Annotated in this window: 6 protein-coding genes; all 6 read left to right on the forward strand. The window is 45.4% G+C overall.

Going from position 1 to position 14,045, the window contains the following annotated elements; translation table 11 throughout:
* The first annotated feature begins 9 nt into the window (after window positions 1-9).
* The 6 genes from C3V36_09910 (at window position 10) to C3V36_09935 (ending at window position 13,689) form a co-directional block, all read left to right on the forward strand.
* Window positions 10-2,262: a hypothetical protein gene (locus C3V36_09910; GenBank protein ID AVM69527.1), complete on the forward strand. Its 2,253-nt coding sequence runs from the start codon at window positions 10-12 to the stop codon at window positions 2,260-2,262.
* 275 nt (window positions 2,263-2,537) lie between these two features.
* On the forward strand, window positions 2,538-3,485 hold the full coding sequence (locus C3V36_09915; protein AVM70512.1) for a sugar ABC transporter permease: 948 nt from the start codon (window positions 2,538-2,540) through the stop codon (window positions 3,483-3,485).
* 12 nt (window positions 3,486-3,497) lie between these two features.
* Window positions 3,498-4,373: a carbohydrate ABC transporter permease gene (locus tag C3V36_09920; protein ID AVM69528.1), complete on the forward strand. Its 876-nt coding sequence runs from the start codon at window positions 3,498-3,500 to the stop codon at window positions 4,371-4,373.
* 130 nt (window positions 4,374-4,503) lie between these two features.
* Window positions 4,504-6,132 carry an ABC transporter permease gene (locus C3V36_09925; GenBank protein ID AVM69529.1) on the forward strand — a complete coding sequence of 543 codons (1,629 nt, stop codon included), beginning with the start codon at window positions 4,504-4,506 and terminating at the stop codon, window positions 6,130-6,132.
* Window positions 6,133-6,341: 209 nt separating this feature from the next.
* Window positions 6,342-9,401 carry a hypothetical protein gene (locus C3V36_09930; GenBank protein ID AVM69530.1) on the forward strand — a complete coding sequence of 1,020 codons (3,060 nt, stop codon included), beginning with the start codon at window positions 6,342-6,344 and terminating at the stop codon, window positions 9,399-9,401.
* Window positions 9,402-9,522: 121 nt separating this feature from the next.
* Complete coding sequence (locus tag C3V36_09935; protein ID AVM69531.1) at window positions 9,523-13,689, forward strand: hypothetical protein; 4,167 nt, start codon at window positions 9,523-9,525, stop codon at window positions 13,687-13,689.
* Window positions 13,690-14,045: the final 356 nt, after the last annotated feature.

Here is a 14,045-nt window from a genome sequence, read left to right on the forward strand (position 1 = left end):
GGTGGCAGGATGCATAGCCGCAAGTTTTATAAGAAATTATTTTTAACCTATATGGGCATCGTTTGTGCGTATACGCTGATCATTATAGGTTTATTTTTTATGGGTGCCAAAAAATATATCGGTAAAAGAGCGGACATCCAAAACGAACTTTTTTTGCAGCAATATGCTAAAGCAGCGGATACGGCTTTAGAAACAGCCTTTAACGTTTCCCGTCAAATTTTCACCAGCAGCGAAATGAAAACCTTTTTGTTGGCTAAAGAAGTGGATTATTACAACTTAACCATGCTTTACACCAATATTCAGCGAACTTTGTCGCCGTTTAGCCGCTTAAACTTTTTTTTGGCGATGGGTAAAAGTAATTCCGACATTATCATTACTGCCAACGGAACCTTAAACAAAGAAAAGTTTTACCGGAAAATGGCCTTTCCTTTTAGCGGTGATGCAGACTGGAAGGAATATTTTTCCGGACAGAACAGTTTACGGCCGGTGCTGGTCGGTGACGGCAGTTTTTATAATGTGTCCGGGCAGATCGTTACCATTATGGAAGCGCAAAGGCTGCTCGGCAATATCGAAATGCTGTCTTATTTTTCTTATCCGGAAAAAGAACTGTTTCCCGATATCAATGAATGGGGCAGCGGCGGTCTGATTGTCAGTTCCGGCGGCCGGACTTTACTGGCACGGAATTATGGAATTGCGGAGGAGCAATGGCAAGTGCTGTTGAAACAGCTTTATGACGAGGAATCTTCCGGTCTTATTCCGGACGGCTATATGCTTTATCAGTACCCGCTTGGCGAGGGCGGTTTGGAATTGTACTATATTGCGAAAGCTCCCGGCTTTGGCGAGATGTGGGCGGAGATTATGATGGAATTTGGCTGGATTTATCTGGCTCTGATTTGCTTTGGCGCAATTGGAGCCTATTTGATCAGCCGCCGGATTTACCGGCCGTTTTTGTCGGTGGTCAATCAGTTTCAGGAGGATTATCATGTCAGCGGCAGCGATGAGTTTGCCCTGATTCGGACAGCATCTGAAAAAATGAATCGCACCAAACAGGAACTGGAAAAAATTATTCGGGAAAATACCAAACCGTTAAAGATGAAATTTCTGCGGGATTTGTTCTATGGCCTGTCGGATGAAAATGATATTGAGGAAAAAACGGCCAAATATGGCTTGGGCGACTTTGAAGGGCCGTTTTGTTTGATACTGGCCGAGCATATCAACTATACACAGATGGGGGAACAGTTTTCCGAACAAAACCTGGGCAAGATCTGGCGCCGGATTACAACGCTTTACGTCGAAGCTCTAAGCCGCCGCGGCGGCCGCTGCGAAATGATTGAACTGGAAAAGAAACGTCTGGCTTTGCTTTTTCCTGAGCGGGACTATGCCGAAAGAAAGGCAGATATTGAAGAATTGCTGGACAGTCTGGGAAAGGACTATGGCGTTCAGGTGCTGGCCGTATTGGGCAAACCGGCGGCGGCACTCAGAGATTTGGAGGAAAGTTACAGTTCGGCGATTGAAGCTTTAAATTATCGCAGCCTTTTACCGAAAAACCGGCTGACGTCCTATGAACAAAGCCTGGCAGTGAAACCAATCACCTATTATTATCCGCTGGATGTGGAAGAAAGTCTGATGAATTATGTTGAGCAGAGGAAGGAAGAAGAAACGCATCTGCTGCTGGAACATATTTTAAACCAAAACTTTAAGCGGCATGAAATGAATGCGGAAAATATTTCACTGCTGACCTTTGCCATCATTGCCACCATTAACCGGTTGCTGAACCAGCAGCTCAAAACGGCTGAGGATGTTTACGGCGAAGGAACGATTCTTTACCTGGAATTAAAAACGCCGGCCGGGGAGGCCGAGTTCAGAGCCAAGGTCCATAACCTCTTCCAAACACTGTTGGAAAAATCGGAGGATGAAAATCCGGTTTATCAGGAAGATCGTCTGGCCTTGCGGCTGTTAGAGTATATTCATGCCAACTATCAGACGGATATTTCCTTAAACGATGTCGCGGAAGCTTTTTCTATTACACCAACCTATGTCAGCATGCTGTTCAAAAAAGAGTATAAGACTAATTTCAAGGATTATCTCAACCGTTATAAAATTGAACAGGCCAAAGAAATTATGAAAAAGAATCCAACTATTAAAAACAAAGAGTTATCCGAGGCGGTGGGCTTTAACAGCGTCAACACTTTTCTCAGGCTGTTCAAAAAATATACAGGAGAAACGCCCGGGCGCTATCTGGAATCCAAGCATAGCGGATGAGGGTGGGAGCAATGGGATAATAAATTGCACCGAGCGAAACAGACGGATGCTTTTCTGCAACCGCAGAAGGCATCCCTTTTTTATGTCTGAAACTGGGGCAGCCTATATGAAAAACTTGAAATATTGAAACCTGCAGTTGAAAAAATGGGGATGAATTGAAAAAATGAAGATGGATTTGCTAATTTTGGAAATGGAACTCCCCCGGTTTTTATGATATTTTAAACAAGTAGTCAGAGGAGGGAACAAAAAAGAAAGGTTTGGTTATGAAAAACAATATGATTTCCAAAGCCCCTTTTTCCTACAGATCGAACAGACTGGACAAAGGGATTAAAAATATTTTTAAGCACTGGCAGTTATATGTGATTATGATACCGGCGGTTTTATTTTATATCTTTTTTATGTATAAGCCGATGTGGGGTCTGCAAATTGCCTTTAAGGATTACAAGATTTTTGCCGGTATGGCGAAAAGCCCTTGGGTTGGTTTTAAACATTTTAGTGCTTTTTTAAGCAGTCCTTATTTTGGAAGAAACTTAAAAAACACCTTGTTGATTAACTTTTACGGTTTGTTGTTTGGGTTTCCAATTCCGATTCTGTTGGCGCTGATGTTAAATGAAGTAAAAAATCTTTACTTTAAAAAGACAATTCAAACCTTAACTTATTTGCCGCACTTTATTTCGATTGTCGTTATTGCCGGAATCGTGGTTAACTTCTTATCACCGACCAACGGTTTGGTCAATATCCTGATTGAAAAGCTGGGCGGGGAGAAGGTTCACTTCTTAATAAAGAAAGAATACTTTCGGACAATTTTTATCACCATGAACATTTGGAAAGAAGCGGGCTTCAACGCCATTGTTTATTTGGCGGCCTTATCGGGGATTGACCCAAATCTTTACGAAGCAGCCTATGTGGATGGTGCCAATAAGTTTAAGCGGATTTGGCATGTAACCATCCCGGGCATTATGCCGACCATTGTCGTGCTGCTTGTTTTAAAAATCGGCGGTATGTTATCCGTTGGTTATGAAGCGATTATTTTGCTGTATCAGCCGGCGACCTATGAAACTGCCGACGTAATCAGCACCTATGTTTACCGTATGGGACTGGGCGAACATGCTCAGTACAGTTATGCGGCGGCCGTTGGTTTGTTTAACGCTGTAGTTTCGGTAATTTTAGTTATGTTTGCCAATAAAGTCAGTAAAAAGCTGTCCGGCACATCGCTGTGGTAAAGGAGGACGGAAATGAATTTCAAGCAAAGTAAGGGCGAAAAAGTCGCTTCCATAATAAACCATATTGTCTTGGTACTGATTGGTTTTATTACCGTTTATCCTTTGATTTATGTATTTTCCGCTTCCATCAGTTCACCGGATGCGGTTATCAGCGGTAAGGTGCTTTTTTGGCCGATGGATCTGACTTTTGACGCTTATCAAAAGATCATAGACAACAAAAGTATTTGGACCGGCTACGCCAATTCGATTTTTTATACTGTGGCCGGTACCTTGGTTAATATTATTTTTACGGTGTCAGCGGCGTATCCGCTGTCCAAAAAGCGGTTGCCCGGTCTAAAGGGGTGGACGATTTTCTTTGTTTTAACCATGTGGTTTCAGGCGGGTATGATTCCGTTTTACTTAAATATCCGCGATCTTCATCTGGAGAATACCCGGACAGTCATTTTAATCGCTTTTGCCATGACGCCATTTAACATGATTTTGCTTCGGACTTTCTTTAAGTCGATTCCGGAATCCTTAGAAGAAGCAGCCAAGGTGGACGGAGCATCAGAGTTTTATATTTTAATGAAGATTTATATGCCGCTGTCTAAAGCGGGACTGGCGACGATCGGTCTTTTTTATGCCGTTACCCGCTGGAACGGTTACTTTTGGAATATGATACTGCTGCGTGACGACAGCAAAGTTCCTTTGCAGGTTATGCTTAAAAAAATGATTGTTGAGTCCAAGATTGCCGAAAGTATCCAGGATATGGATATTGGCAGTACGATTTCAACCGAAACCCTGATTTACTCAACGATTGTTATTTCAGTCATTCCGATGATGGTTGTTTATCCCTATATTCAAAAGTATTTTGCGGAAGGCATGCTGCTGGGAGCAGTGAAGGAGTAAAAATATCTGGTAACGGGATTAGGCTGTCCTAATCTTAATATAAGCCGCTTTGCTGACTGCCGGAAACGGAAAAGTTTCAGGTAGTCAGCAGGGCGGCTGAAACAAAAAACATAAATAAAAGGAGGCACCAATGAAACGTTTATTAAGTTTGCTTTTAACTTTGGCGTTGCTGGCCACAGTTACCGCCTGCACGAAGCAGGAAGAAAAAAAGCAGGATGACCCGAAACCGGCAGTTGAGGGAACTGACAAAAAAGAAACCTCGGAAGCAAAAGAGGGCGAAAAGAAGGAAGAAGCAGCGGAACCGGCCAATTTCTTAGCTAGTGAAAAACCGTTGGAATTAAGCATTTTCTATTTCTTGCATGAACCGTATAAGGATGACAATGCCGTTATGAAAAAAGCGGCTGAACTGACCAACATTTCCTTAACCGGTTATGTATCTCAGTCTTCTTCCAGCAACAAGGAAGCTTTTACGCTGATGGCGGCTTCCGGCAAGCTGGCTGACATTGTTTGCTGGGACAATAGCCAAATCCGCGGAGAATTGGCGCAGCAGGGTGCTTTTTTGGCTCTGGACGAATTGATGGAATATGCACCGCACATCAAGGCATTCTTGGATGCTAACCCGGCGATTAAAAACCATGTAACCGCTACGGACGGACATATTTATTCTATTCCCTATATTCCGGACGGCGATGCGGCACAGGGTTGGTATATCCGTAAGGACTGGCTGGATAAGCTGGGCTTAAAAGAACCGACCAATGCGCAGGAACTGCATGATGTTTTGCTGGCATTTAAGGAAAAGGACCCGAACGGTAACGGCAAAGCCGATGAAATTCCGTATTTTAACCGGGATGGAAGCCCGAAGACCGTATTTGCTGACTTTGCTCAGCTTTGGGGCGCAAAAGAAATGTGGTATGAGGAAGACGGCAAAGTAAAGTATGGTCCGTATGAGCCGGCTTACAAAGAAGCTTACAAAAACCTGGCACAATGGTACAAGGAAGGCTTGATTGACCAGGAAATCTATACCCGCGGTAAGACGGCACGCGATGTATTGCTTAAGGAAAACTTAGGCGGTATGACCCACGACTGGTTTGCCAGCACCTCGAAGTACAACAGCAACGAAGGCATGCCGGAAGGTTTTAACTTTGCGGTTATCGCTCCGCCGGCAGACAAAGACGGCAAAGTTTATGAAAGAACCGTTCGCAGCAAGCTGCACTGGTGCGGTTGGGGTATTGCTGCCAGCAATCCCGATCCGGTTGCAACCATGAAATATTTTGATTTCTTCTTTACAGAAGAAGGCCGGCGTTTAAGCAATTTCGGTGTTGAAGGGGAAACCTACACCATGGTCGATGGCAAACCGGTATTTAAAGAAGAAATCTTAACCAATGGCGATCCGGTTGTTAATTTGAGAGGCTTCGGCTGCCAGATGACAATCGGCGTACAGCAGGATTTCGAATATGAGAAACAATTGATGAACAAAGACGCTTTAGCCGGAGTCCAAATGTATGTTGACAATAATTACTTTGGTCCGCAGTTCCCGACCCTGCAGTATACCGAAGAGGAAAATGCACGGTTATCCGAATTGATGACGGCGATTGATACTTTAAAAGTAGAAACCGCTCAAAAATGGGTACTTGGCTCTGAGGACGTAGAAAGCGGCTATGAAGCATTTAAGTCTGCACTGGAAAAGTTTGGCATGGAAGAAGCCATTCAAATTCAGCAGGCAGCTTATGACCGTTACATGGCAAATATGGCAAAATAAAGCCGTGCGGTCTAAAAATTGAAAAGAACACATGCCGTGCGTCAGCCCTGTTGCATGGCATGGCTTTCAAAAGAGAACAAATGGATTTGTCTGTTTGCTCTCTTTGACTACAGTTCAGTTAACACCGACATTCCTAATTCATTTCGCCGAATTATGAGTGCCTGACCTGTAACTTTTTTAAAATTGAGTTAGAAAGAAGCGAGGATATCGTGAAGAATTCAGAATTATTAACCAAATTGATTTGTCCTTCAGCCACGGCAAATTGGACGAAATCTTGTGATCATTTTAAATATCAGGACAGCAGTATTCGGATTGATTATCAGCCGGGAGCCGTAATTGAACTGCGACAGGAAAATGCCTTCCGTCATTTTTCCGGCGGAGGAACCGATCAGGCCCGGGACACATTTTGCTTTTGGATTTATCAGGCAAAGCCGCAAACAGGAGAACTGCGCTTTGTCTTTCAAAAAATGGAGCAAAGCTGCTGCTGGTTTTCGTTTGGTTTGGATTTCAGCGGCTGGCGGACGGCCTGGGTGATTTATGAGCGGGATATGATTGGCCGGCCGGAAGAAGGCATGGACAGCTTGAGAATTGAGTTTCCGAAAACAGAAGGCAGCCTTTATTTAAGCGATGTTCAACTGACGGCTAAGATTGATCCCCGGCATCCGACACCGGATCGGCAGGTCAGACAGGTGAACCCCAACATTGGCGCCAGCGGACATTGGATGAAACTGCTGCATTTTGAGGAATGCCGAAAAAAAGCATTGGCAGATACGGCCAAAAAAGCCTTTTCGGTTAAAAATTTGATTAAGGACACCGGCATCATCCGGCAGCGGCAAAAGGAATATCTGACCGAAAAATATGCCGAACGGCAAAAAGCACTGGAATACGAAGAAATATATGAGCGGTACAGTCGTTATCAGTGGAAAGAATACAATGGACTTTTGACCGGGCGTTCGATTGACAGCGTGTATACCTTGGATATTTTACCGGCCGAGCAAAGAAAAGAATTGACAGCGCAGGGAATCAGCATTGATATGCGCCGGACAGGAGCGCTGCTCTTAGACATAGCTCTTTATTATCAAAGGGAAAAATCAGAAAAGATATTCCGGATGTATGCAACGCTGATTGAGCACCTCTGGGATCAGGGATTGGCTTACGGCAGCAGTTTAGGCACGACGCATCACTATGGGTATGTGTTAAAAGAGCTGTTTGAAAGTATTTTTTTAATGAGCGAGTACCTGGCAACGAAAAAAGCACGCTTACTGGACGCACTTCGCAAGATGGTGATTTGGATTACCGGGCTTGGCCGGATTAATTGCCCGACAGAGGAATGTTCGATTAATGTTGACGTTTTGAACACCTATTCTCATGCTATGCTGATGGTTATTTTGCTGGGAAAGGATGAAGCGTACCGGCAAAAACAACTGCTGGATTTTGCCGGTTGGCTGAATGCATCCATTGAGTATGCCAAAGGGTTAGAGGGTACCTTTAAGCCGGACGGCTCCATGTTTCATCACTGCAATCACTATCCGGCATATGGTTTGGACGGGCTGAAAAGTTTGGCGCCGCTGATTTATTTTCTGGCGGGAACGGCAGCGGAAATATCGCCGCGCGCCTATGGGATTGTTGAAAATGCACTGGAAAAAATGCGCTGGTACTGCAATTTAAAACACTGGCCAACGGCCTTGTCTGCCCGGCATCCCAAAACAGACGGCGAACATACTCATTTAAACAGCGATATTTTTTATTATATGGCACTGGCGCAAATCAGCAGCGGCCGGGGCAAAAAAATGGGAAATATTTATCTGCGGCTGGAAGGCCCGCTTTCAGCGGAAGAAAGCACAAAAAAAACAGAACTGACCCAAAAAAGAATAGCGGAACTGAAAGCCAATGGCTGTCAGGCGGAAAATACGCCAAATGGACATTTAACAATGAACTGGGCTTGTGCCGGCTTTCATCGGCGGGGCGAATGGCTGGCGGCAATCCGCGGACATAATCGCTATTTGTGGAGCCATGAAAGCTATGTGGCCAATAATTTATACGGTCGCTATATCAGTTACGGCCATTTGCAGATATTGGGCAAAGGCAGACCGATTACTCTGTATTCCAGCGGTTATCAGGCCGAGGGCTTTGACTGGAATTGCTTTCCCGGCACAACGGTAATTGAGCTGCCGTTTGCCGATCTGCGCTCTAAGGTATATAATGTGGATGAGTTCAGCGGCTATGAAGAAATGCTGCTGACGGACGAAGCTTTTGCCGGCGGACTGACTCTGGGGGCAAATGGAATATTTGCTATGAAACTTCACGGCCATGCCAAGTATGATGACAGCCACCGGGCTAATTTATCCAGCTTTTTCTTTGGCGACCGGATCTTACGCTTGGGCTCGGATATCAGCAGCAGCGATACGGAGCATCGCAGCATTACTACCTTGTTTCAAAGCCGAATGGATGAAGGCAGCTCACCGGTATTTATCAATAAGCGAACGGTAAAAAGTGTTGAATATTTTGGAACCAAGCATCGGAACGGTATTGTACTGGCAGACGCTTACGGCAACAGTTATTTTATGCCGCATAAAACCAAGATGGAAATTCGCTGCGGCTGGCAAACCTCGCCGGCACAGGATACCGGTATCGAAACCGGAGGCTGCTTTGCAAAGGCAGTGATTGACCACGGAGCAGCGCCGAAAAGAGCCGGTTATGAATATGTCATCGGTGTGGGTCAAGAGCCGCTGGTATTTTTTGAGCAAACCAGAAAATGGCTGGAAAATCCATTTTATCATATTCATCAAAAAAACGGACAGGCGCATATTGTCGAGTTTTTGGCGGAAAAAACTTTTGCCTATGTTTTGTTTAGCGCTTACCGCCAAAAAATCAGAGCGAAAAATGATATTTTGCACAGTGCCGACCGGCCGTGTTTATGTATGATTGCCGCCGAAGCTGAAAACCGGATTTGTCTTAGCTTTTGCGACCCGGATCTGCGGCTGTATGAAGGTGTGGATGCGGAGCAGTACGACGAAGCGGGCAGGCAGATTGAGCGCAGTGTTTACTCTCGTTCATGGATGCACAATAAGAGCATTGGCCGGGAAACGAAGATTGTTTTGCAGGGATTGTTTATTCCCGAACAGGAGCTTTCGGACTCCAAAGAACAGACGGCTTTGCTGGCAGTCGAGCAGAATCCGGACAGAAATGAAACAACCCTGATTTTTTGGGGAATTGACGGCGGCAATGTCGAAGTGCGGCTCAGTAAATCGCCAAACTGCAAGCGGTGAAGTTTTTGACATTAATTTTTAAGGAAACGGGAATGATGGCTGGCTATGATTTTGCAGTCAGTCGTCATTCCTAAAAGCGAAACAAAAGGAAAAATCAGGGAAAAGGAGAAAGCGAGGAAACATGAAACAAAAATGGAGTAAAATAGCAGCGCTGTGTCTGGTCTTTACTTTACTGGCCGGGCAGCTGGCGGAGGCAGTCACGTATTCGGCTGACCGCAGTACATTTTTTGACGGGAAAAGACCAAATCAGTTTCAAAACACGAGCAATGAAATAACTATTAAATATGCGGATAATGATTTTCTAAGAGCCGGTCTGATTGGGTTTTCTCTGCCGCAGGAGGATTATTCGGCTGTAACCAAAGCAACACTACGGCTATTTTTGACGGCTGTTTCTCAAGTAAAGCCGCCTCATACGGTAACGCAGGCGGCCATTCAGGTTTTCGGCTTTGACTCGGCATGGGATGCGGCAACAGTCAACTGGGACAACAAACCGGATTTTACCGGTGAAGTCAAGGCGGGAGAAGCTTCTTTGCCGGAACAAGTAAATGAATGGATGGAAGTGGATATCACCGATTACTTCAAGGCCAAAGTGGCGAATAGTCGGGAGTTGTCCTTTCATTTGGTTGGTGATGCGGTTACAAAAGCACATATAAAAGTGGCCAGTGCCAATCACGGTAACCGTCCGCAGCTTGTTTTAGAAAAGTCATCAACTCCTCAAACACCACCGGCTTCCGGTGATACGCAAGTTGATGTCGATACAAATAATGTGGACAGAACAATCACAATGCAGGATCAGGATACGATGTTAAAAAGTCTTTATGTCAATCAAAAACAGCCCGATAAAAACCGGGATAAAACCGATACTTTGCTGGTCGGCAAGGAATATTCGACATATCTTTACACCGACAGTGTTAAGGTGGATACACCGGACAGTGCGTTTCTTCGCTTTTATGTCAAAGAGGACTATAAGACCGCGCCGATTCCGGTTGAGATCAGAGGTTTAAAAAATGCTGCAGTCGTTGATGAAAATACGACATATCAGCAGCCGGCCGAAACCGAAGCCGATGTCCTGTATGAACTGAATATTACCAATCAGGGCTGGTATACGGTTGATGTAACCGATTATATTAAAGCTCATTCGACTTACGGCTTTTATTTAAAAGCCAAAAATGATAATCAGCCGGTGGTTAAGATTGCTTCTTATCACAGCGAAAAAACGCCGGTACTGTATACATCGGCCGGTGAAGATGAGTTTGACCGGCTGCGGCAAAAGTTTGCCATTCAAAAAGCGATGTATGATTTAAGCGACCCGCAAATTCAGGCAATGATCACGCGGATTGACAATCAGGCAGGGGAATATCTGACTAAGCTGGATACGGATCCTAACCGGACAGCGGTATTTACCAATTATCCGCTGAAGAAGGATAAGAACGGAAAGCCGGTTCAGGAAGCTGCTGCCACCAACAATATGCGGAATTCCTATGTTTGGCTGAATACCTTGCTTCGAGCTTATCATACTTACGGCAGCAAGTATGAAAATGACGCCCAGCTTTATCAAACGATTAAAGATGGACTGGAGCTCCTTTATCGAGTTCGGTACAATCCCTTTACCCGCGAAAACGGCAACTGGTGGCAGTGGGAAATCGGCGTACCCAAAGCTTTGGGAGAAATGATTGCTACCATGTACAGCGACCTTGCACCCGAGGTGCGGATGAATTACTTAAACGCTATTTTCCGTTTCCAGCCGAATCCGGAAAAATCGTATTATAACCGTAATTCGGAAAACCCAAAAGAAGCACTGCCCATGCAAATCAGTGTCGGTGCCAACCGGGTGGATACCTGTATCGGCGATTTGCTCTTAGGCATCAGTGCCAAAAATCCGGATTTAATCCGCCATTCCGTAGAAGCGCTGCATGATGTTTATCAATATGTTGATCATGGCGACGGCTTTTATCGTGACGGCAGCTTTGTCCAACACAATAATATCGCCTATACGACGGCTTACGGCATGGTTTTAATCAGCGGTTTGACCGATTTGAATCAAAAACTGAAAGCCAGCCGCTGGCAGATTACCGACCCCGATTATCAAAATGTCTATGCTTGGCTGGAAAACTCCTTTATTCCGATGGTTTATGACGGACAGGCGTTTCCGGTGACGGCCGGCCGAAGTTTGTCCCGGCAGCAGGGAAAAACAGAGAAGGGCAGCAATTACAGCGATGGCTATAAAATTGCCCGGATGCTGTATGCGGCGGCTCAAGATGCGCCGGAGGGCAAGGCCGAACAGTGGCGGTCGCTGGCACGGCGCTATATGGAAAAGAACAGTTTTTACGATGTCAGGGCTAATGCGACTAATCCTACTATGCTGAAAGAATATGAGGATTTACAGCAAAATGCAGCTATGGCAGAGCCATATATCGGCAGTCATGTGTTTGCCAATATGGATCGGGTGATTCATCATCGGGGAAATTATGCGGTGGCTCTGGCAATGTATTCCTCTCGGGTTCAAAACTTTGAAATGATGAATGGGGAAAACCTAAAGGGCTGGAATCAGGGCAATGGCGCGCTGTATTTATTAAATGCCGACTGCGGTCAGTATGACGACAGTTACTGGCCAACGGTCAACCCGCTCCGGCCGGCCGGTGCGACCATTGATGTGGTAACACGGCTGTCGGTGGATCATAAAGAAGAGTTTACGATGAAGAGTGACTTTGTCGGCGGCGTATCGTTAGACGGTCTTTACAGTGCGGCGGCAATGGATTTGGCTGAACCGGTGCGTCGAAACGTAACCGCTTACAAAACCGATTTAAAGGCGAAAAAGTCATGGTTTTTCTTTGATGATGAAATCATTGCACTGGGCAGCGGTATTACCTCGGGCGATGATCGTCAAATTGAAACGATTGTCGAAAACCGAATGATTCGTAAGGATGGCAGCAATCAGGTCTTGATTAACGGTCAACCGGTTTTAGATACTTATCCGGCAGCACAGGAAGAGTTTAATGATGTCGCTTGGGCTTATTTAGAAGGGAATACCACTCCGGAAGCCTCCATCGGCTATTACTTCCCGCAGCCGGCAAAGTTAAGCGCTATGAAGCAAAACCGGACAGGTAAATGGCGTGACATCAACGTCAACGGAAGTGACGATGTTATTGAGCGCGGTTATTTCACCTTGTGGCAGGCTCATGGCAAAAAGCCGGTAAATGAAGCTTATAGCTATGCACTGCTGCCGGGCAAAACAGCCGAAGAAATGAAAGCTTATGCCGATGCACCGCAGTATGAAGTGCTGGCCAACACCGGTGAAGTACAGGCCGTTTATGAAAAAAGTTTAGGTATTTTGGCGGCCAATGTCTTTGCTGCTGGTGCAGATTTGCAAAAGGTCAAAGTGGATCAGCCTTGTTCGCTGATGATTGGACAAAAGGACGGTCGCTTGTCCGTAGCGGTATCGGATCCGACCATGAAGCTGACCGCACCGGTACGGGTAACATTTACCAATGAGAAAGAAATCGCAGTTATCAATCACAGCAGCAACGTGAAAGTTTTGCAGACGAAGCCGCTGCAGCTGGAAATTTCACTGGCCGGAGCCAAGGGACAGGCTGCTACGCTGCATGGGGAAACCAATTATTCACCGGCCACTCCTTATTTGCCGCAGACTTCCGAGGAGACAAAGCCGCAGACGGAGAAAACACCGAGTCAGGAACCGTCCGTCACTAAGGAAGAAAATAATCAGCCGAAGCGCAAGGAAATGGCGGAGCGTTTAAGTGATATCCAAACTAACTGGGCAGGCGAGGAAATTCGGGAACTTGTAACGGTAGGGATTTTAAATGGTTATGCCGACCATACTTTCCGGCCGGAAGCTATGGTCAGCCGGGCGGAAACGGCACAGGTTTTATCCAATCTGCTGGATTATTCCGCCAAAGAGAAACATCCGCTGGCACAGGCTGACGGTCAGCCTTGGTATCAGGCGGCGGTCGAGAGGGTAAAAAGCCTTGGTCTGATGAAGGGTGCGGAAAACGGCAATTTCTATCCGAATCAATCAATCAGCCGGCAGGACTTCTTTACGGTCTTGGGTCGTTTCGGCAACTGGCAGATAAACGGCCCAGAAGCGGCTGAAATATTAAAAGGCTTTGCCGACAGCGACCAGGTGGCAGACTATGCCAAGCCGTATCTGGCACAACTGATAAAAATGGGCTTAGTGAAAGGCAGCAATGGCAGACTTTGGCCAGAGCGGCAGGTCACCCGGGCAGAACTGGCGGCAATGATCAGCCGGGTGCTAAAGGCAAAGAATAAGTAAACTGCATTGTTGGCGGGGTTTTCTTGTTGCTCGAAACAATAAGTTCAATATCCGCCAAAGGTGGAAGCAATCAAAAAACAGTTAAAAAAGACTGCTCATTCTAAAAAACCGTTCTTTTCAGAGAAAATTACTGAAAAGGGCGGTTTTTTAATATAAATTCTATATTTCATTCTTTTTTCTATTTTTTAAAAAATAAAAAATATATATTATTATAATGTTGTATTTTTCTAAAAATATTGTCATTTAAAAGGATATGCGATATAATAAGAACATCTAAAAGAGAGATGTCAGAAATGAAGGCGGAAATGTTGAGTATAGTTTGGATTTAAATTCTACGATAACGCCAACGCCAATGC

This window comes from Lachnospiraceae bacterium oral taxon 500 (assembly GCA_002999035.1).
Classification (GTDB): Bacteria; Bacillota; Clostridia; order Lachnospirales; family Vallitaleaceae; genus W11650.

Bases quoted from the DNA above. Each gene is read 5' to 3' on its own strand.
- C3V36_09915 (AVM70512.1), top strand. From the start codon at position 2,538: ATGATTTCCAAAGCCCCTTTTTCCTACAGATCGAACAGACTGGACAAA.
- C3V36_09920 (AVM69528.1), top strand. From the start codon at position 3,498: ATGAATTTCAAGCAAAGTAAGGGCGAAAAAGTCGCTTCCATAATAAAC.
- C3V36_09925 (AVM69529.1), top strand. From the start codon at position 4,504: ATGAAACGTTTATTAAGTTTGCTTTTAACTTTGGCGTTGCTGGCCACA.
- C3V36_09910 (AVM69527.1), top strand. From the start codon at position 10: ATGCATAGCCGCAAGTTTTATAAGAAATTATTTTTAACCTATATGGGC.
- C3V36_09935 (AVM69531.1), top strand. From the start codon at position 9,523: ATGAAACAAAAATGGAGTAAAATAGCAGCGCTGTGTCTGGTCTTTACT.